Origin of the sequence: Herbaspirillum huttiense (assembly GCF_047300815.1) — a bacterium.
In the GTDB taxonomy this organism is placed as follows: domain Bacteria; phylum Pseudomonadota; class Gammaproteobacteria; order Burkholderiales; family Burkholderiaceae_D; genus Herbaspirillum; species Herbaspirillum huttiense_A.
Window position 1 is genome coordinate 368,420 of sequence record NZ_CP178608.1, and the last position, 19,482, is coordinate 387,901.

General features: G+C 64.9%; 18 protein-coding genes. 9 read left to right on the forward strand and 9 right to left on the reverse strand.

Features of this window, described 5'->3' with window-relative positions:
• Positions 1-19: 19 nt before the first annotated feature.
• The 7 genes from ACLRDN_RS01710 (at position 20) to mutT (ending at position 8,608) form a co-directional block, all read left to right on the forward strand.
• Positions 20-997 carry a M23 family metallopeptidase gene (locus ACLRDN_RS01710; RefSeq protein WP_413458710.1) on the forward strand — a complete coding sequence of 326 codons (978 nt, stop codon included), beginning with the start codon at positions 20-22 and terminating at the stop codon, positions 995-997.
• 346 nt (positions 998-1,343) lie between these two features.
• Complete coding sequence (gene secA / locus ACLRDN_RS01715) at positions 1,344-4,100, forward strand: preprotein translocase subunit SecA (RefSeq protein WP_413458711.1); 2,757 nt, start codon at positions 1,344-1,346, stop codon at positions 4,098-4,100.
• A 174-nt stretch (positions 4,101-4,274) separates the two neighbouring features.
• The gene (locus tag ACLRDN_RS01720; protein WP_413458712.1) at positions 4,275-5,081 is read left to right on the forward strand and encodes a DUF2272 domain-containing protein; all 807 of its coding nucleotides are present in this window, start codon (positions 4,275-4,277) and stop codon (positions 5,079-5,081) included.
• 10 nt (positions 5,082-5,091) lie between these two features.
• A complete protein-coding gene (locus ACLRDN_RS01725; RefSeq protein WP_413458713.1) occupies positions 5,092-5,844 on the forward strand; it encodes an SGNH/GDSL hydrolase family protein in 753 nt (250 codons plus the stop codon).
• Positions 5,845-5,879: 35 nt separating this feature from the next.
• Complete coding sequence (argJ, locus tag ACLRDN_RS01730) at positions 5,880-7,115, forward strand: bifunctional glutamate N-acetyltransferase/amino-acid acetyltransferase ArgJ (protein WP_134135682.1); 1,236 nt, start codon at positions 5,880-5,882, stop codon at positions 7,113-7,115.
• Positions 7,116-7,307: 192 nt separating this feature from the next.
• On the forward strand, positions 7,308-8,183 hold the full coding sequence (locus ACLRDN_RS01735) for an ATP-binding protein (RefSeq protein ID WP_039790449.1): 876 nt from the start codon (positions 7,308-7,310) through the stop codon (positions 8,181-8,183).
• A complete protein-coding gene (gene mutT, locus ACLRDN_RS01740) occupies positions 8,183-8,608 on the forward strand; it encodes an 8-oxo-dGTP diphosphatase MutT (protein WP_413458714.1) in 426 nt (141 codons plus the stop codon). Before ACLRDN_RS01735 ends, mutT begins: the two co-directional genes overlap by 1 nt.
• Positions 8,609-8,650: 42 nt before the next feature.
• Here mutT and yacG read toward each other — a convergent pair whose 3' ends face one another.
• The 9 genes from yacG to ACLRDN_RS01785 all read right to left on the reverse strand — a co-directional run bounded on the left by yacG (position 8,651) and on the right by ACLRDN_RS01785 (position 17,214).
• Positions 8,651-8,836 carry a DNA gyrase inhibitor YacG gene (yacG, locus tag ACLRDN_RS01745; RefSeq protein WP_034336666.1) on the reverse strand — a complete coding sequence of 62 codons (186 nt, stop codon included), beginning with the start codon at positions 8,834-8,836 and terminating at the stop codon, positions 8,651-8,653.
• Between the two features lie 36 nt (positions 8,837-8,872).
• Positions 8,873-9,628, reverse strand: a complete 756-nt coding sequence (gene zapD, locus ACLRDN_RS01750; protein ID WP_088755872.1) for a cell division protein ZapD — start codon at positions 9,626-9,628, stop codon at positions 8,873-8,875.
• A 213-nt stretch (positions 9,629-9,841) separates the two neighbouring features.
• Positions 9,842-10,462 carry a dephospho-CoA kinase gene (gene coaE, locus ACLRDN_RS01755; protein WP_413458715.1) on the reverse strand — a complete coding sequence of 207 codons (621 nt, stop codon included), beginning with the start codon at positions 10,460-10,462 and terminating at the stop codon, positions 9,842-9,844.
• 4 nt (positions 10,463-10,466) lie between these two features.
• Complete coding sequence (locus ACLRDN_RS01760) at positions 10,467-11,330, reverse strand: prepilin peptidase (protein ID WP_413458716.1); 864 nt, start codon at positions 11,328-11,330, stop codon at positions 10,467-10,469.
• Between the two features lie 53 nt (positions 11,331-11,383).
• Positions 11,384-12,649: a type II secretion system F family protein gene (locus tag ACLRDN_RS01765; RefSeq protein WP_413458717.1), complete on the reverse strand. Its 1,266-nt coding sequence runs from the start codon at positions 12,647-12,649 to the stop codon at positions 11,384-11,386.
• Positions 12,636-13,775: a GspE/PulE family protein gene (locus ACLRDN_RS01770; RefSeq protein WP_413458718.1), complete on the reverse strand. Its 1,140-nt coding sequence runs from the start codon at positions 13,773-13,775 to the stop codon at positions 12,636-12,638. The genes ACLRDN_RS01765 and ACLRDN_RS01770 overlap by 14 nt, the downstream gene beginning before the upstream one ends.
• A gap of 150 nt (positions 13,776-13,925) precedes the next feature.
• Positions 13,926-15,218, reverse strand: a complete 1,293-nt coding sequence (locus ACLRDN_RS01775; RefSeq protein ID WP_413458719.1) for an HlyC/CorC family transporter — start codon at positions 15,216-15,218, stop codon at positions 13,926-13,928.
• A gap of 173 nt (positions 15,219-15,391) precedes the next feature.
• Positions 15,392-16,360, reverse strand: a complete 969-nt coding sequence (locus ACLRDN_RS01780; protein ID WP_413458720.1) for a 2-hydroxyacid dehydrogenase — start codon at positions 16,358-16,360, stop codon at positions 15,392-15,394.
• Positions 16,357-17,214 (reverse strand): IclR family transcriptional regulator, encoded by an 858-nt coding sequence (locus ACLRDN_RS01785; protein ID WP_209533714.1) that lies wholly within the window; start codon positions 17,212-17,214, stop codon positions 16,357-16,359. Before ACLRDN_RS01785 ends, ACLRDN_RS01780 begins: the two co-directional genes overlap by 4 nt.
• A gap of 266 nt (positions 17,215-17,480) precedes the next feature.
• Here ACLRDN_RS01785 and ACLRDN_RS01790 point away from each other — a divergent pair, with 266 nt between their 5' ends.
• Positions 17,481-18,566 (forward strand): ABC transporter ATP-binding protein, encoded by a 1,086-nt coding sequence (locus ACLRDN_RS01790; protein ID WP_413458721.1) that lies wholly within the window; start codon positions 17,481-17,483, stop codon positions 18,564-18,566.
• Entirely contained in the window at positions 18,563-19,480 is a 918-nt protein-coding gene (locus tag ACLRDN_RS01795; RefSeq protein ID WP_413458722.1) for an ABC transporter permease, read from the forward strand. The genes ACLRDN_RS01790 and ACLRDN_RS01795 overlap by 4 nt, the downstream gene beginning before the upstream one ends.
• Positions 19,481-19,482: the final 2 nt, after the last annotated feature.

Sequence of the window (19,482 nt, forward strand, 5' to 3'; positions counted from 1 at the left end):
CGGAGACCAAGGAGCAAAGATGCAAATTATCCTGTTGCACCCCCGTTTCACCAAAGCCCGATCGGTCACGCTCGGCACCAAGCACCTCCTGCTGATGTTGCTGCTGCTGGTGGGCCTGATCGCCGGCGCTTCGCTGTCCATCACCTATTTCCTCCTCAACAAGGCCGGCGATCCGGATGCCGCGCCCATGCTGCACAAGCTGGCCGTCTCGATGAGCCAGGAAGAAGATGGCCGCAACGAAAAATTCCTGAAAGAGAACCTGGCCATGATGGCCGTGAAGGTCGGCGAGATGCAGGCCCAGATGATGCGCCTGGATGCACTGGGCGAACGCGTGCAGGGCCTGGCCGGCATCCGTCCGGAAGAATTCAATTTCAAGGAGCTGCCCGGTCGCGGCGGCGCCGAAGTCTCCAGCATCGCCGGCTCCGGCCGGGATGTCGGCATGGACGAGCTGCGCCGCATGCTCGACAACCTGGCCCAGGATGCCGGCCACCGCGCCGATTACCTCAACGCGGTGGAATCCACGCTGATGGGCGACAAGATCAAGTCGCGCCTGCTGCCCACCAATCAACCGGTCAACGTGGCCTACAACTCGTCGAGCTTCGGCTGGCGGCTGGACCCCTTCAGCGGCCACAACGCCTTCCATGAAGGCCTGGACTTCCCGGCCCCGGTCGGCACCCGCATCGTCGCTGCAGCCGCCGGGGTGGTGATCGCCTCGGAATATCATTATCAGTTCGGCAACATGCTGGAAATCGACCACGGCAACAACATCATCACCCGTTATGCCCACGCCTCGCGCCTGTTCGTGAAGGTGGGCGACATCGTCAAGCGCGGCCAGCACGTGGCCGATGTGGGTTCGACCGGGCGTTCGACCGGGTCGCACCTGCACTTCGAGGTGCGCATCCGCGGCATCGCCCAGGATCCGCGCAAGTTCCTGGCGCTCGGCGCCACCGGCGGCAACCAGCCCAAGCAGATGCCGGTCTTCGTCGCGGGCCGCTGAGCCCGTTGAGCCGAGTTCGGTCAGGCGCTTGCCGCCGTGGGGCGGGCGTTTGCGGCCGGGCAGGGTGGCCTGCAGGCCGCATTCCGGGTGCATCATTGCATCTCTGGCAAGCCCGGCATGACGATTTTTGCCAAATCTCCCTCTCCCATTGAAACCTTGCAAACACGCCCGATCTAAAGCGAATGCGGCGTGCAGGCGGCATGAAGAGGGGCTGGCGAGCCAATGCCCTCGGCCTGCATGCTAGAATCCATGGTTTATTTTCGGGCGTTGTCGGCTGGAATCCCGCGGCCGGGAGCCCAACGTCACTCTGCCGGATCGTTCATCGGCGCTTTTATAGAATCCAAGCATGTCATTCCTGACCAAGATTTTCGGCAGCCGTAACCAGCGACTGCTCAAACAATATCAAAAAATCGTCCGCCAGATTAACGCGCTGGAGCCGTCGGTCGAGAAGCTGAGCGACGCCGAACTGCAAGCCAAGACGCCCGAATTCAAGCAACGCATCGCCGGTGGCGAGACGCTCGATGCGATCCTGCCGGAAGCCTTCGCCGTCTGCCGCGAAGCGTCCCGCCGCGTGCTCAAGATGCGCCACTTCGACGTGCAGTTGATCGGCGGCATGGCGCTGCACTTCGGCAAGATCGCCGAAATGCGCACCGGTGAAGGCAAGACCCTGATGGCGACCCTGCCGGCCTACCTCAATGCCCTGGCTGGCAAGGGCGTGCACGTGGTGACCGTCAACGACTACCTGGCGCAGCGCGACTGCGAAGACATGGGCCGCCTCTACAGCTGGCTGGGCCTGACCACCGGCGTGAACCTGTCGCAGATGGAACACGACGTCAAGCAGGAAGCCTACGCCGCCGACATCACCTACGGTACCAACAACGAATTCGGTTTCGACTACCTGCGCGACAACATGGTCTTCGATGCCGATGACCGCGTGCAGCGCGCCCTGAACTTCGCCATCGTCGACGAAGTGGACTCGATCCTGATCGACGAAGCGCGTACCCCGCTGATCATCTCCGGCCAGGCCGAGAACCACACCGAGCTGTATCACAAGATGAACGCCGTGCCGCCGCTGCTGACCCTGCAGATCGGCGAAGAGACTCCGGATGGCAAGGGCAAGATCGAAGTCCCCGGTGACTACACCAAGGACGAGAAGAGCCACCAGGTCCTGCTGACCGAAGCCGGTCACGACAAGGCCGAGGAAATCCTGACCCAGATGGGCCTGCTGCCCGAGGGCGCATCGCTCTATGATGCCGCCAACATCACCCTGATCCACCACCTGTACGCCGCCCTGCGCGCGCACACCCTGTATCACCGCGACCAGCATTACGTGGTGCAGAACGGCGAAGTGGTGATCGTCGACGAATTCACCGGCCGCCTGATGACGGGCCGCCGCTGGTCCGATGGCCTGCACCAGGCCGTCGAAGCCAAGGAAGGCGTCAAGATCCAGAACGAGAACCAGACCCTGGCCTCGATCACCTTCCAGAACTACTTCCGCATGTATGCCAAGCTGTCCGGCATGACCGGTACGGCTGACACCGAAGCCTACGAATTCCAGGAAATCTATCACCTGGAAACCGTGGTGATCCCGCCCAACCGTCCCAATGCCCGCAAGGACCGCCAGGACCAGGTCTACAAGACCGCGCAAGAGAAGTACATGGCCATGGTCAAGGACATCCAGGACTGCTACGAGCGCGGCCAGCCCGTGCTGGTGGGCACCACCTCGATCGAGAACTCGGAACTGCTCTCGGGCATCCTGACCAAGTCCAAGCTGCCGCACAATGTCCTGAACGCCAAGCAGCACGCGCGCGAAGCGGAGATCGTGGCGCAGGCCGGCCGTCCCAAGATGATCACCATTGCTACCAACATGGCCGGCCGTGGTACCGACATCGTGCTGGGCGGCAACGTGGGCAAGCAGATCCAGCTGATCGAAGCGGACGAGTCCCTGTCGGATGCCGACAAGGCCGCCAGGTCGCAGCAGCTGCGCGATGAATGGCAGTCCCTGCACGACCACGTGGTCAATGCCGGCGGCCTGCACATCATCGGCACCGAGCGTCACGAATCGCGCCGCGTGGACAACCAGTTGCGTGGCCGTTCCGGCCGCCAGGGCGACCCGGGCTCCTCGCGCTTCTACCTCTCGCTGGATGATGCGCTGCTGCGCATCTTCGCCGGCGACCGCGTGCGCGCCATCATGGACCGCCTCAAGATGCCCGAAGGCGAACCGATCGAAGCCGGCATCGTGAGCCGCTCCATCGAGTCGGCCCAGCGTAAGGTGGAAGCCCGCAACTTCGACATCCGCAAGCAATTGCTGGAATACGACGACGTCGCCAACGACCAGCGCAAGGTCATCTACCAGCAGCGCAACGAGTTGCTGGAGTCGGCCGAGATGGCAGAGATGATCGCCTCCCTGCGCGAGGGCGTCTTCACCGACCTGTTCCGCGAATACGTGCCGGCCGAGTCGATGGAAGAGCAGTGGGACATCCCCGGCCTGCAAGCCGTGCTGAAGAACGAATGGCAGCTCGACATCGACCTGGAAGCCATGCTCAAGGCAGAACCCGACCTGGCCGAAGACGAGCTGCTGGAGCGCCTGCTCACCGCCGCCAAGGACACCTACGAAGCCAAGGTGGCCGTGGTCGGCGTGGATGCCTTCGCCGGTTTCGAGCGCAGCGTCATGCTCCAGAGCATCGACAACCACTGGCGTGAACACCTGGCCGCACTGGATCACCTGCGCCAGGGTATCCACCTGCGCGGCTATGCGCAGAAGAACCCCAAGCAGGAATACAAGCGCGAAGCCTTTGAGCTGTTCGCCCAGATGCTGGACCTGATCAAGAACGAAGTCATCAAGGTCGTCATGACCGTGCGCATCCAGAGCCGCGAAGAAATCGAAGCGGCCGAGGAAAGCATGTCCGGTGGCTCGCCCATCAACGTCAACTACCAGCACGCCGACTTCGATCCCGAAGCCGCGCCGGAAGAACTGCTGGCACCGACCGCCCAGGCCGATGGCGAAGACGACGGATCGGAATACCCCAAGGTCGGCCGCAACGATCCCTGCCCTTGCGGCAGCGGCAAGAAGTACAAGCAGTGCCACGGCAAGCTGGCCTGAACCAGACGTTCCCCGGTTCGGCCGCATTCCGGCCAGAAGTGAAGAGGCTGTCCACCCAAGCGGGTGGGCGGCCTTTTTTACATCCTGCAGGTGAAGGCTTCTGCAAAATTGGCCTGGCTCCCTTTATGATGAACGCTCCGGCAGCCCACGCCTGCCGCCCAGGAGAACAAGAAGATGTGCCTCGCCAAGATGTTTCGTGCTTCCCGTCTCAGCTTCACTGCCACCGCCATCGCCGTCCTGCTGGCCGGCTGCGCTTCCTCGCCGCTGCCGCAGTGGCGCGACAGCGGCAACCCCGGCTACGCGCCCGTCACGCCCTCCATCCCGGTGACCAATACCGGCGTGCCCGCCGTGGCCATCAGCACCGCTGCCCCCACGCGGGCGGCGCTGGTGGAGGCGGCCAAGGCCGAGTGGGATTTCTTTGGCAACCAGCAGATCGACATGCGCCATGAACCCTTCAGTGCCCCGCGCCTGGGCTTGCTGGAAGACGAGGGTGAGGCCGTGCAGCGGGTGGCCGAGTATTGGCACGCGGTCGGCAAGAACCTCACCGGTGCGGACTGCCAGCAAGCCTGGTCGGCGGCCTTCATTTCCTGGCTGATGGTGAGCACCAATGTGCCGCCGCAGGATTTCGCACCCAACGAAACCCATTTCAATTACTTGAGCTTCCTCAAGGACCGCCAGTCGCGCCCCTCGCCGCAATTCGTGTTGCGTCCCGCCGAGAGCGAGCCGATTGCGCCCGGGGACCTGATCTGCGCCCCGCGCGGCAACAACAACATCACCTCCATCGACGAGATCCGCCCCGGCCTGGCCGGCCATTGCGACCTGGTGGTGGAGGTGCATGCCGATGATGGCTGGGCTGGCGTGATCGGGGGCAATGTCTTCAATTCGGTCTCCGAATCCCTGATCCCGGTGGATGAGCAAGGCCGCGCCCAGCCGATTGCCGCGCGCCCGTGGCTGGTGGTGGTCAAGAACCTGCTGCCGTGATGGGCTGCCCATGCTGATCCTGGGCAAACTGTTGCTGGGACCGCTCTTGCTGGCGCAAGCCAAACGCCTGCGCCAGACTGCGCTGCGCCTGCCGGAAGCGGCCGGTCCGCGCAGCGGCATGGAGTTTCCCCCCATGCAGCCCCGGCTGGTGGCCGAGCCGCTGCGCGTGCTGGTGGTGGGTGATTCCTCGGCCGCCGGGGTCGGGGTGGAGCATCAGGAGCAAGCCCTGGCCCAGCCGCTGGCACGCCAGTTGGCCGAGCGCACCGGCCATCCGGTGGCCTGGCAACTGGTGGCCCAGAGCGGCGTCAATTCGCTCGAAGCGCTGGACCTGCTGACGCGCCATGACATCGGTCCGGCTACCGTTTTGGTGGTGGCCTTGGGCGTGAACGACGTGACCTCGCAGATGAGCCCGCAACGCTACGTGGCCAACCTGCGCCTGCTGTGCGAACGCCTCATGGCCCAGGCCGGGGTGGAACACATCGTCTTCTCGGGCTTGCCGCCCATGCACCTGCTGCCGGTGGCGCCGCAGCCGCTGCGCTGGTATCTGGGCCGCTATGCGCGCAAGCTGGACCGCGCCCTGCGCGACTGGATCGATGCCGAGGCCGCCTTGCGCTACTGCTCCCTGCAATGGGCGCTGCCGCATGAGATGGCGATTGACCGCTTCCATCCGGGCCACGGCCAGTATGCGCAATGGGCCAGGATGAGCGCCGAGATCATCGAAAGCGAGTTCCTGCGTCATCAGCCGGTGACGGAAAGTGTTTAAAATACGCGTTCCGATTTTTACGCTGAAAGCTCGCCATGGCCGTCAATTCCCCGATTCCCGTTCCTTCTGACCTGAAAGCCGTCGCCGGCATCGAACTCGGCCATGCCGAAGCGGGTGTGCGCAAGGCCAATCGCAAGGACGTGCTGGTCATGAAGCTGGCCGAGACCGCCACGGTGGCAGGCGTCTTCACCAAGAACCGCTTCTGCGCCGCCCCGGTGCAGATCTGCCAGGCCAACCTGGCGCAGTTGAGCGCCGGCAAGCCCATCCGCGCCCTGGTGATCAACACCGGCAACGCCAACGCCGGCACCGGTGAAGAAGGCCTGCAGCGCGCCAAGTCGGTCTGTGCCGCGCTGGCCCAGCAGATGGGTGTGGAGCCGCAGCAGATCCTGCCGTTTTCCACCGGCGTGATCCTGGAGCCGCTGCCGGCTGATCGCATCATCGCCGGCCTGCCGCAAGCCATCGGCAACCTGAAAGCCGACAACTGGTTCAACGCGGCCGAGTCCATCATGACCACCGACACCCAGCCCAAGGCCGCTTCGCGTACGCTCACCATCGGCGGCAAGCAGGTGGTGATGACCGGCATCAGCAAGGGCGCCGGCATGATCAAGCCCAACATGGCCACCATGCTGGGTTTCCTGGCCTTCGACGCCAAGCTGCCGCAGGCACTGCTGAACCAGCTGGTCAAGGATGCCGCTGACCACTCCTTCAACTGCATCACCATCGATGGCGATACCTCGACCAACGATTCCTTCATCCTGATGGCCACCGGTGCCGGCGAACTGGAGATCACCAGCGCCGACAGCGATGAATACAAGCAGCTGGCCGCTGCCGTCACCGACCTGTCGCAGCATCTGGCGCACCAGATCGTGCGCGATGGCGAAGGCGCGACCAAGTTCATCGAAGTGGCCGTGGAAGACGGCAAGAGCATCGAAGAGTGCCGCCAGATCGCCTACTCCATCGGCCATTCGCCGCTGGTCAAGACCGCCTTCTTCGCTTCCGATCCGAACCTGGGCCGTATCCTGGCCGCCATCGGCTATGCCGGCATCGACGACCTGGATGTGTCGAAGATCAACCTGTGGCTGGACGATGTGTGGGTCGCCAAGGACGGCGGCCGCAACCCGGATTACCGCGAAGAAGACGGCCAGCGCGTCATGAAGAAGGCCGAGATCGTGGTGCGCGTGAAGCTGGCGCGCGGCACGGCCAAGGCCTCCATCTGGACCTGCGACCTGTCGCACGACTACGTCTCGATCAACGCCGACTACCGTTCCTGAGCGTTTTTCTTCACCTCGCGGCGTTTCGCCGCCATCGGCCCACCCATCCCCGGGGCCGGTGGCGCGCCCGGGATGGTGGCGGCAACATGAATGCCCGCGCCCTCGGATCAATTTTATTCACACCGGCCGCCAGCGCCTTGCGCCACAATGGCGCGTGCATTCCCGCCCCGTTCATCCCGATTTGCGATCACCATGACCCAGCTAGACCAATTCCTGCAGCGTGCCGAAGCCTTGCTGGCGCGCGTCGAAGCCATCCTCCCCAACGCCGCCGCCCGTGAGCCCGACTGGAACGCCGCCGTCGCCTTCCGCTGGCGTGGTGCGACTGCCCAGCGTCCCGGTTACCTGCAGGCGGTGGGGCAGATCTCGAAGATCGGCCTGTCGGACCTGCATAACATCGGGCCGCAAAAGGAACAGATCGACCAGAACACCCGCCAGTTCGTCGAAGGGCGCCCGGCCAACAACGTGCTGCTGACCGGCGCGCGTGGCACCGGCAAGTCTTCGCTCATCAAGGCGTGCCTGAACCAGTACGCCGACCGTGGCCTGCGCCTGATCGAAGTGGACAAGGATGACCTGCACGACCTGCAGGACATCGTGGAACTGGTGGCGGCGCGTCCGGAACGCTTCATCGTCTTCTGCGACGATCTTTCCTTCGAGGAAGGCGAGGGCGGCTACAAGGCGCTGAAGGTGGCCCTGGACGGCAGCATCGCCGCGCAGTCGGACAACGTGCTGATCTACGCCACCTCCAACCGCCGCCACCTGATGCCGGAGCGCCTCTCCGACAACAATACCTACACCCACACCGAGGATGGCGACCTGCACCCAGGCGAAACGGTGGAAGAAAAGATTTCGCTTTCCGAGCGCTTTGGCTTGTGGGTGACCTTCTACCCCTTCAAGCAGGACGATTTCCTGGACATCGTGGCGCACTGGCTGCGCCACTTCGGCTGCAATGATGCGCAGATCGCCGAAGCCCGCGCTGATGCGCTGCGCTGGGCGCTGCAGCGCAGCTCGCGCTCGGGCCGCGTGGCCTGGCAGTTCGCGCGCGACTACGCCGGCAAGGCGCAAGGCTGATGAGCGGCGATTCCAAGGCGGTGGCCAAGCCCATCGACGTGGCCGTGGGCATCCTGATGCAGCCCAACGGCGACGTGCTGTTGGGCCAGCGTCCGGACGGCAAGCCTTATGCGGGGTACTGGGAATTCCCTGGCGGCAAGGTGGAGCCGGGCGAAAGCATCTTCGCGGCGTTGCAGCGCGAACTCAAGGAAGAGCTGGGGATCGAGGTGCTGGACGGCGAGCCCTGGTGCGGCGTCGAGCACGTCTATCCGCATGCCCATGTACGCCTGCATTTCTACATCAGCCGCCAGTGGCGCGGCGAGCCGCAGAGCCTGGAAGGCCAGGCCTTTGCCTGGCAGGGCAGCGTAGGGGTGGAACCGCTGCTGCCGGCCACCATCCCGCTGCTCCAGTGGCTGGATCAGCTGCGCTATGGCGACAAAGCCTGAAGATGGGTCGTTTTAAGGTGAAATGAAGGAAAAAGCCAGTCATCACTGCACGGGCTTGTCCCCTTCGTCTTCCAGCGGCAGGTTCACTGCGGGGATGGTGTACTTTTCTTCGGCCCAGGCACCCAGGTCGATTTGCTTGCAGCGCTCGGAACAGAAGGGGCGATACTTGTTCTTCTCGCTCCATTCCACCTTGGTGCCGCAGGTCGGGCAGTCTACGATCGTTGCCATACGTTTTACTTCACTTCATTCAATTCAGATTACGGATCAAAAGCCGCACAGCGCCAGTTCGAAGGGCACTTCGCCCTCGAAGGAGCGCGGCTTCTCGTCGCCATCCTGCTGGGTGAAACGCACCCACAGCATGTATTTGTTGGCCGAGATCTCGGGGATGGCCCCGAGGTTGATGTCCAGCGACAGGCGCAGCATCTGGTAGACCTTGCCTTGCAGCATCTGCTGGTAACTGCCGCCTTCGGCGTTGATTTTTACTGCATGTCCGGATTCGCGCAGCAATCGCATGACGATGGCGATGGCATCGAACAGCGGGATCAGCGGGGCGAACCAGTTGGAGATGTCCTGGAAACGGCGCTCGTAGGGATGCTGTTGCCAGGCGTAATAGGCCGGCAGGTCGAATTCGCAGGCACCGCCCGGGATGATGGTGCGGCCGCGAATGCTCATGAGCCATTCATTGTCGCGGATGTTCTGGCCGGTCTTGCCCTGGGCGGCCGAGAGGGCGCTGCTGGCCTGGTCGACTTCGGCCAGGATGGCATTGAGCATCTCGGGCTCGACATTGGGATTGGACTGGTAGGCCAGCAGGATCTGCTTTTGCCGTTCCAGCTCTTGCAGCAGGTCGGACTTGAGGTCGGCGCGTCCGGCGACCTCCAGCATTTCAAAAATGGTGGCAAGGGCGATGTGATGCTGATGCGGGCTTTCCTGGTGCAGGAAGAAGACGAATTTCTCGTAGAGATCTTCCAGTCGCAACAGCGTGCGAATACGCTCATTGAAAGGGTATTCGTAGACGATCAAAGCATGATCCCTTTATTGGTTGAACCGGACTTGTTAGGCCGCTGACAGGCCGCGTGGGTGCAATAACCTCGTCAACATGTGCAATGTCTGTGATTCTGACCCATGCAGCAGAAAATTACAAATGCAGTCGGCATCAAATGAAGCCGCAGGAGCGCATCGCATTTGCCGCGCTGCCCAAGTGCATTGCCGCTGCCGCGCGGCCAGCACCATCGCTCAGTGCCCGCCCGCCAGCGCCATGTAGCGCGCGTGCAGCTCGCGTACCTGATGCGGCAGGTCGGCATTGCTGCCGCCGTTGTCGATGACGTCCTGTGCCACCGCCAGCCGCGCCTGCCGGCTGGCCTGCGCGGCCATGATGGCTTCGACTTCCTCACGCTGCAGGCCGTTGCGCTGCATGACGCGCGCGATCTGCAACTCTTCCGGACAATCCACCACCAGGATGCGGCTGGCACGGCCGACCCAGGTGCCGGACTCCACCAGCAGCGGCACCACGAAGATGACATAGGGACCGGCGGCATCCTCGGCCTCGCGCACGGTTTCGCTGCGGATCAGCGGATGCAGGATGGCTTCCAGCGCATGGCGTGCCGTCGGGTTGCCGAAGACGTGCTGGCGCATGCGGGTGCGGTCCATGGCACCGTTCGCATCGATGAATTCGCCACCGAAATAATCGCGGATGGGATCGATGGCCAGGCCCTGCGGTGCGGTCAGTGCATGGGCGATGGCGTCGGTATCGACCAGCGAAGCACCGAGTTCGCCAAACAGGTTGGCCACCGTGGTCTTGCCGCTGCCGATGCCGCCGGTCAGGCCGATGGTGAAGCGTTCAATCAATGAGGTCATGGGATCAGAAGTCATAGAGTAGTTGCGTGAGCCAGCCATGGCCCATCAGCAGGGTCAGCATGCCGGCAGTGGCCAGGCAGGGTCCGAAGGCAATGGCCTGGCCGCGCTGGTGGCGGCCAAAGCCCATCAGCGCCAGCCCCAGCACTGCGCCCAGCGCCGAGGCCAGCAGCAAGACCAGTGGCAAGGCCTGCCAGCCCAGCCAGGCCCCGAGCGCGGCCATGAGCTTGAAGTCGCCATAGCCCAGGCCCTCCTTGCCGGTCGCCAGCTTGAAGATCCAGTAGATCAGCCACAGCACGCCATAGCCGGCCATCGCGCCCAGCACGGCATCCTGCAGCGGCACCAGGCGATGCACCACGTTGACCAGCAGGCCCAGCCACATCAAGGGCAGGGTGAGGTCGTCGGGCAGCAGCATGGTGCGGGCATCGATCACCGCCAGCGCAATCAGGAAGGACGCGCACATCATCAGCGCCGCGCCGTGCAGGCCCAGGCCGAAACGCCATGCCAGCAGGGCGAACAGCAGTGCGGTCAGCAGTTCCACCAGCGGATAGCGCGCGCTGATGGGGTGGGCGCAGAAGGCGCAGCGTCCGCGCAGCAGCAGCCAGCTCAGTACGGGAATCTTGTGATGCTGCGCCAGCGGCGCGGCGCAATGCGGGCAGGCGGAGGCGGGCAGCCAGAGGTTGTAGCGGTCAGCATGGGGCAGGGCTTCGCCGCGTTCCCCTGCGACGAAGTTGGCGGTCTCGCGCAGCATCATCAGCGGCACGCGGTGAATCACCACATTGAGGAAGCTGCCGACCAGCAGGCCCAGCAGCGCCGCCACACCGGCAAGCATGGTGTTGCCGGGGAGGGCCAGGGCATCCAGGAAAGACATCGTCGGGTTCAACTGGTTTGGTCGTCAAAGAAGGGGAAGACAGGCGTGCCGGTTTACACCACTGCACCCATGCGGAACACCGGCAGGTACATCGCCACCACCAGGCCGCCGATCACCACGCCCAGCACCGCCATGATAACGGGTTCCATCAGGCTGGTGAGGGCGGTGACGGCATCATCGACCTCGCGTTCGTTGAGATCGGCGATCCTGGCCAGCATGGCGTCGAGGGCGCCGGCCTCTTCGCCCACGGCCGTCATCTGCACTGCCAGGTCGGGGAAGACGCCCGTGGCCTGCATGGCCGCATGCAGCGAGGCGCCGTTGCGCACGGCGTCGCGCACGGCCAGCGAGGCGTCGGCATAGACCACGTTGCCGGCCGCGCCAGAGACCGTTTCCAGTGCTTCCACGAGGGCGATGCCGGCACCGAAGAGGGTGCCGAAGGTGCGGCTCCAGCGCGCCAGCGCCGCTTGCCGCAACAGCTTGCCGAACAGCGGCAAGGACAGGCTCAGGCGCTGCGCCGCCAGTCGCAGCGGAAGATAGCGCCGCCACGCCAGGGTCGCCAGCACGCCCGCCACCAGCGTGCCCAGCAGCAGCCACGGGCCATGCTGGCCCAGCAGGCGCGCCGTGGCCATGACGATGCGCGTAGGCAGCGGCAATTCGGCCCCGAACTGCTGGAACATCTGCTCGAAAGCCGGCACCACCCACAGCATGATGACCACCGTCACGATGATGGCCACCAGCACCACCGCGCAGGGATAGGCCAAGGCCGCGCGCACCTTGCCGCGCAAGGCCAGTGACTTTTCGCGATAAAGGGCGATGCGCTCCAGCATGATGTCGAGCATCCCCGCTTCTTCGGCGGCGCGCACCAGGTTGCAGAAGAGCGCATCGAACTGGCGCGGATGGCGCGCCAGCGCCGCATGCAGGCTCTCGCCGCGCGCCACGGCCTGGCGCACATCGGCCAGCAGCGCGGCCAGTGCGCTCTGGCCGGCGCCGCGAATGGCCACATCCAGCGACTGCAGCAGCGGCAACCCTGCCCGCAGCATGGTGGCCAATTGCCGGGTGAAGAGGGCGATCTGTTTGGCGCTGATGCGGCCACGGGTCCTGGCCGTGGCCGGGTTTGATGCAGGGGCCGGGCTGTTGTCGGGTCCGGCCGCACGCTCCTCGCGCCGCAGCCGCGCCACACGCATCCCCTGCTGGCGCAGCCGGGCACGTGCCTGCGCTTCATCGCTGGCTTGCACCACACCGCGTTGCGCACGATTGTGGCGGTCCAGCCCTTCCCAGCGGAATACGGACGCCGATGTCTTGCGATCAGGTACAGGCAAGGATTTCTCCCACGCTGGTTTCACCGCGCAAGACCTTCAGCAGTCCCGCCCGCCGCAGGTCGATGATGCCCTCTGCTTGCGCCTGCCGGCCCAGTTCCAATGTGCCGGCCTGGGCCAGGATGAGCGACTGCATGGCCGCGCTGACCGGCATGACCTGATAGATGCCGGTGCGCCCGCGAAAGCCGGTCTGGTTGCAGGCCGGGCAGCCGTGCGGCACGAAGGTGGCCGGCGTGCCACCGGCCGGACGGCGGCAGCGGCACAGCTTGCGCACCAGCCGCTGGGCCACGATCAGGCTGACCGATGCCGCAATGTTGTAGGCCGGCACGCCCATGTTGAGCAGCCGCGTGAGCGTGGCCGGGGCATCGTTGGTGTGCAGGGTGGAGAGCACTAGGTGCCCGGTCTGCGAAGCCTTGACGGCGATGTCGGCGGTTTCCAGGTCGCGGATCTCGCCCACCATCAGCACATCCGGATCCTGGCGCAGGAAGGCGCGCAGCGCCAGGGCGAAGTCCAGTCCGGCGCGTTCGTTGATGCTGACCTGGTTGATGCCGGGCAGGTTGATTTCCACCGGATCCTCGGCGGTGGCGATGTTCACGCCGGGCTGGTTCAGCCGCTGCAGGCAGGCATACAGCGAGACCGTCTTGCCGGAGCCGGTCGGCCCGGTCATCAGGACCAGCCCGTGCGGCTTGCTGATGGCTTGCAGCAGCGCTTCCTGCTGGGCCGGTTCGTAGCCGAGGTCGCTGATCGACAAAGCCGCCTGCGCAGTATCGAGAATGCGCAGCACGATCTTTTCACCGAACTGCGTGGGCAGCGTCGAGACACGGAAATCCACCGTGCGCGCGCCCAGCGCCAGGCGCATCTTGCCATCCTGGGGCAGGCGTTTTTCGGCGATATCCAGCCGCGCCAGGATCTTCAGGCGCGTGGCCAGCTTGTCGCGCAAGCTCAGCGGCGGCTGCGCCAGCTCATGCAGCACGCCATCCAGGCGCAGGCGCACGCGGAAGACATGTTCGAAGGGTTCGAAATGCAGGTCGGACGCGCCCATGCCGACCGCATCGGCCAGCAGCTTGTGCAACAGGCGCACCACGGGAACGTCATCTTCGGCCACGGCCGTGTCGGGAGTGTGCAGCATGGGAGACCTCGCGCAGGGGCGCTGCCGCAGGGCAACGCACAGGGGAGGGCAAGTCTCCCACGCGCGGTGGCCGCCCGAAAAGCGGGCCGGCCGTTTGCGCGGGACAAAATCGGAGGAGTTCGATGCCGGCCTGCGAGGCCCGGCGCAGGCTCAGTCCTGTGCCTTCACTTTCGCAGGCATGGCAATGAGCTTGACCATGCGGATGGCCTGGTTCTGTACCTGTACGATCTCGATCACGCAGCCATCGATCTTGACCGACACCGCGGCTTCGGGAATGTCCTGCAGGGTTTCCAGCAGCAGGCCGTTGATGGTCTTGGGGCCATCCAGCGGCAGCTTCAGGCCCAGGCGCTTGTTGATGTCGCGCAGGGTGGCGCTGCCTTCGAGCAGGCAGGTACCGTCCTTGTCCCAGCCGAAGCCTTCGCCGGAGGAGCCGGGCGAGGAGGTGGTGAATTCGCCGATCATCTCTTCGATGATGTCCTCCAGCGTCACCAGCCCCTGCACTTCGCCGTATTCATCGACCACGATGCCCAGGCGTTCGTGGTTTTCCTGGAAGTACTGTAGCTGGGTGAAGACATCGGTCTCCACCGGCACGTAATACGGGGCCGAGAGCAGGGCGCGGATGTCGTCGTGGGTGATGTCGTCTTCCTGGCGGAACAGCGAGACCGTCTTGCGCACATGCAGGATGCCGACGATCTGATTGATCTCGCCCTCGAACACCGGCAGCTTGTTGTGATAGCAGGTGGCCAGCTGGTGCAGGATCTCCTCCACCGGGGCGGCCAGGTTCAGGGCCTCGACCTGGGCGCGCGGAGTCATGACGTCTTCCACCGAAATCTTTTCCAGGTCGAACAGGTTCAGCAGGATGCTCTTGTGCTTCTGCGGAATGAAACTGCCGCCTTCGAGCACGATGGAGCGCAGCTCTTCGGGTGAAATGCGCTGCTCGGCCGCGCGCGCTCCGGTCTTGATGTGCAAGACCTTGAGGATGGCCGAGACGAAGATGTTGACGAACCACACCAGCGGCTTGGCCACCCGCATCAGCGGCTTCAGGATGAAGCTGGTAAAGAGCGCAATGCGTTCGGGATGGGTGGCGCCGATCACCTTGGGCACGATCTCGGCAAAGATGATCAAGAGCGCCGCCACGAAGGCGGTGGCCGCCGTGATCACGCGCTGGTGGTTGCCGAAGGCGGCAATGGCCAGCGCCGTCACCAGGGCCGTGGCCAGCGCATTGATGAGGGTATTGGCGATGAGGATCAGCGAGAGCAGCCGCTCAGTGCGATCCAGCAACCACAGGATGGTGATGGCGGCCCGGTTGCCCTGTTTGGCCAAATGCCGCAGGCGATGGCGGTTGGCGGCCATCAGCGCCGTCTCGGTCATGGAAAAGAAGGCCGAGAGCAGAATGAGAATGAGGAGTGCAAGAGCTTGCACCCATATGGGTACGGTATCCAAACGTTGCCGTCAGTGGGTTGCCCTCACGCATGGGAGGGAGTCGGCGGGCCTGTTCGCGTGTCGTCATGACAGGCAAGCCAGGGCGGCCAGCGAGCGCCAAAGTCTAGACGATGGGGGCGTATCCCGCAAGCCGGGCGGCGGGGCGGTGTGGCGGCTGCGCCCGGACTTGCCCTTCAGTAACCCTTGGCCCGGTCGTAGAGATGCGGCGGCGGCAGCCCGCCCAGCATGGCGGCAATGGCCACGGCCGCCTGCCTGGCGCGCTCGCGGCGCGAGGGCGTAGCCGCCGCATGGGGCGTGACCAGCACGCGCGGATGGCGCCAGACGGCAGCCTCGGCAGGCAGCGGTTCTTCATCGAACACATCCAGCACCGCACCGGAGACGTGCCCGCTGTCGAGCGCGGCCAGCAGATCGGTCAGGCACACGTGGCTGCCGCGGCCGACGTTGATGACCGCAGCACCCTGCGGCAATTGGCGCAGGAGATCGGCATTGATGAGGTGGCGGGTATCGGTGGTCTCGGGCAAGAGGCAGATCAGGATATCGGTGCGGGCCAGGAAGTCCGGCAAGGCATCGGCCCCGGCAAAGCAGGCCAGGTCCTTTTCGCTGCGCGGCGAGCGCGCCCAGCCGGCGGTCTCGAAGCCGACCGCCGCATGCATGCGCGCCGCCGACAGGCCCAGCGCACCCAGGCCGAGCACGCCCACGCGGGTTTCGCGCGCGGTGCGGGGCGTGGAGAATTCGCGCCATTGGGCACGCGCCTGCTGGGCGATGATGCGCGGCATGTCCTTCAACAGCATCAGGCTGCTCATGAGCGTGAATTCGGCCATGCGCTGCTGCGTCTCAGGGGTGACCATGCGCACGATGGGCAGCGCCGGCAGGTGCGGGTCTGCAAGGATGTGATCGACGCCGGCTGCGGCACTGATGATGGCCTGCAGGTTGGGGAACTGCGCCAGCCGCCCCGGTTCGGGTTGCCACACCAGCACGAACTGCACGCGCGCCGGATCGACTTGCGGATCGTCCCAGGCGCGCACGTCGAGGCCCAGTTCGGGCGCGAATTCATGAAAGCTGGCACGCCACTCGGCCAGCGCGGCGGCACCGCCGGACTTGATCAGCAGCACGGGGGCAAGGGGAGAGGCGGGCGAGCTCATGCTTGTGGCTCCACGGGATTGGCCTGGTGCATGGGCCGGCGCAAGGCCGGGTCGAAGGGATTGATCCGGCGCGACAGGGCGGCCGCTTCCCGCTGCAGCATCTGCACTACGGTGGGCAGGCGTTCCGTGGTCAGGCGCGCGGTGAGCGTGCCTACGCTCAAGGCACCGACGATGTTGCCGCCGGCATCGAAGAGCGGTACGCCCAGCCCGGCCATGCCATCGAGCAGGCCGGCCTGGCGCGCGGCATAGCCGGTCTCGCGCACACGCTCGATTTCCGTGCGCAGGTAGACCTCGTCATAGACCCCGAACTCGCGCAGGCGCGGCACGTTGTAGCGGATCACTTCCTCGCGTTCTTCTTCCGGTAGGAAGGCGAGGATGGCCAGCGCGCCCTGGCCCACACCCAAGGCGACCCGCCCGCCGATGTCGCCGGTGAAGGCGCGGATCGGGAAGGGACCATCGACGCGATCCACGCACACCGCATCGAAGCGCGAGCGCAGCAGCAGGAAGACCGTGTCGCCCAGGCTGCCGCACAGCCGCAGCAGCGCCGGGCGGCACAGGCTGCGCACATCCGACGCATTGCCGGCGCGTGCGGCCAGGGCGAAGAGGTCCATGCCCAGGCGATACAGCTTGCTGCGCTCATCCTGTTCCACCACGCCTTCCCCGGCCAGCGATTGCAGCAGCCGGTGCGTGGTGCCCTGGGTCAGGCCGATGGCCTTGGCCACTTGCGTCACCCGCATGCCTTGCGGTGGTGCATCGGCCAGTGCACGCAACACCGCAAAGGTGCGCTGGATGCCGTTGACCGGCAGGGAGGCGGGGGCGCTGGCGGCCGTGGCCTCGTCGTTGTGCTCGCTCATGAGGGGGCTTTGTCTGCTGGGTGGAATCGACGGCGGTTCGCTCGCCGATGCATTTCATTGAATGGAATAAATATAAAAAATTTCCCGACTGTCGAAATACGATAGCAGAATTGGCACCGAAATTGCATCAATAACGAAACAGGAGACGCGCCGCTCACATCGCTTCAGCGATGGGGTTGCGTAATTGAAAGTATGCATCGGAGCGCCCGCCGGCCGACAAGCCCGCCAGCCGTGCAGCGCCCGAACCTTGCGACAGGGAGCTTGCAATGTCATTTCTCACGCTGACCAATGTCAGTAAGTTCTATGGCGATACCCAGGCGGTATCGGGGTTCAACCTCACGGTGGAAAAGGGTGAGTTCATCTCCCTGCTCGGTCCTTCGGGCTGCGGCAAGACCACCACCCTGCAGATGATCGCGGGCTTCGAGGCCGTCAGCGGCGGCCGCATCGAACTCGACGGCCGCGACATCACGCACGCCAAGCCCAATACGCGCGGCCTGGGCATCGTGTTCCAGACCTATGCGCTGTTCCCACACATGACAGTGGAGCAGAACGTGGCCTTCGGGCTGGAGATGCGCAAGTGCGGCGCCGCTGAAAAGCGCGACCGCGTGGCGCAGGCCCTGTCGCTGGTGCATCTGGAAAAACACGGTGCGCGCTATCCGCGCGAACTCTCCGGCGGCCAGCGCCAGCGCGTGGCCCTGGCGCGCGCGCTGGTGATCGCCCCGCCGGTGCTGCTGCTGGATGAACCGCTGTCCAACCTCGACGCCAAGCTGCGCGAAGAGATGCAATTCGAACTGCGCGACATCCAGCGCAAGGTCGGCACCACCACCATCATGGTCACGCACGACCAGAGCGAAGCCATGTCCATCAGCGACCGCGTGGTGGTGATGGAAGCCGGCCACATCACCCAGGTCGGCCGTCCAGTGAACGTGTATGAACATCCGGCCAACCGCTTCATCTCCACCTTCGTGGGCAAGGCCAACCTGCTCGAAGGCCAGGTGGTCGGTGCCGCAGGTGAACGTGCCGACATCGCGGTGGGCGGCATGATGCTGTCGCTGGAGAGCACCGACAGCGGACTGCGCGGCGGTGGCCGCGTGGTGCTGGGCCTGCGTCCGGAAAAGATCCGCTGTACCGCGCCCGGCCAGGGCCGCTGCAATGGCGAAGTGGTGCGCCGCTTCTTCCTCGGCAGCCAATGGATGTATGAAGTGGAGACCCCGCTGGGCCTGCTCTCGGTCCTGTCGGCCAACGATGGTGCCGAAGCACTGGAGCAGGGTGCTGCCGTCGGCCTGGCATGGAGCGACTACAGCCTGCGCCTGGTCTCCACCGCCCGCAGCGATGAAGGGGTCGCAGCATGAGCGCGGCCGGCACGACTTCCGTGGCACCGCCCGTGGTGAGTGCCGCCGCCAGCGACAAGGCGCCCGGCCAGCGCAGCCTGCCCTGGCTGATGTCGGCCCCGGCCATCGTGCTGTGCACGGTGATGCTGCTGGTGCCGCTGGTGCTGACCTTCCTGCTCTCCTTCAACGCCTATGATGCCGAGACCGGCCCCAAGGCCGGTACCTTCACGCTGGAGCATTACGCAGCGGTGCTGACCGATCCGTATTACTACGGCATCTTCTGGCGCACGCTGTGGATCTCGGGCCTGGTCACGCTGATCTGCATCGTCGTCGGTGCGCCCGAGGCGTACATCCTCAACCGCATGCGCAAGCCCTGGCGCTCCATCATGCTGCTGGTGGTGCTGGCCCCGCTGATGATCTCGGTGGTGGTGCGCGCCTTTGGCTGGAGCATGCTGCTCGGTCCCGAAGGCCTCATCAACGGTACGCTGGTGGCGCTGGGTTTTGCCAAGGTCAAGCTGCTCTATACCGAAACGGCCATCGTCATTGCGCTGGTGCATGTGATGCTGCCCTTCATGGTGATCCCGGTGTGGACCTCGCTGCAGAAACTCGATGGTGGCGTGGCCAACGCGGCGCTGTCACTGGGTGCCTCGCCCATCACGGTGCTGCGCCGTATCGTGCTGCCGCAGATCATGCCCGGCATTCTCTCGGGCAGCCTGATCGTCTTTGGCCTGTCGGCCAGCTCCTTTGCCATTCCGGGTCTGCTGGGCGGACGCCGCCTGAAGATGATGGCCACCATCATCTATGACGAATACCTGCACGAACTGAACTGGCCGCTGGGCGCAGCCATCGCGCTGCTGCTGCTGGTGGCCAACCTGGTCATCATGCTGGGCTGGAACCGCATGATCGAACGCCGCTACAAGAAAGCGCTGGGCTGAAC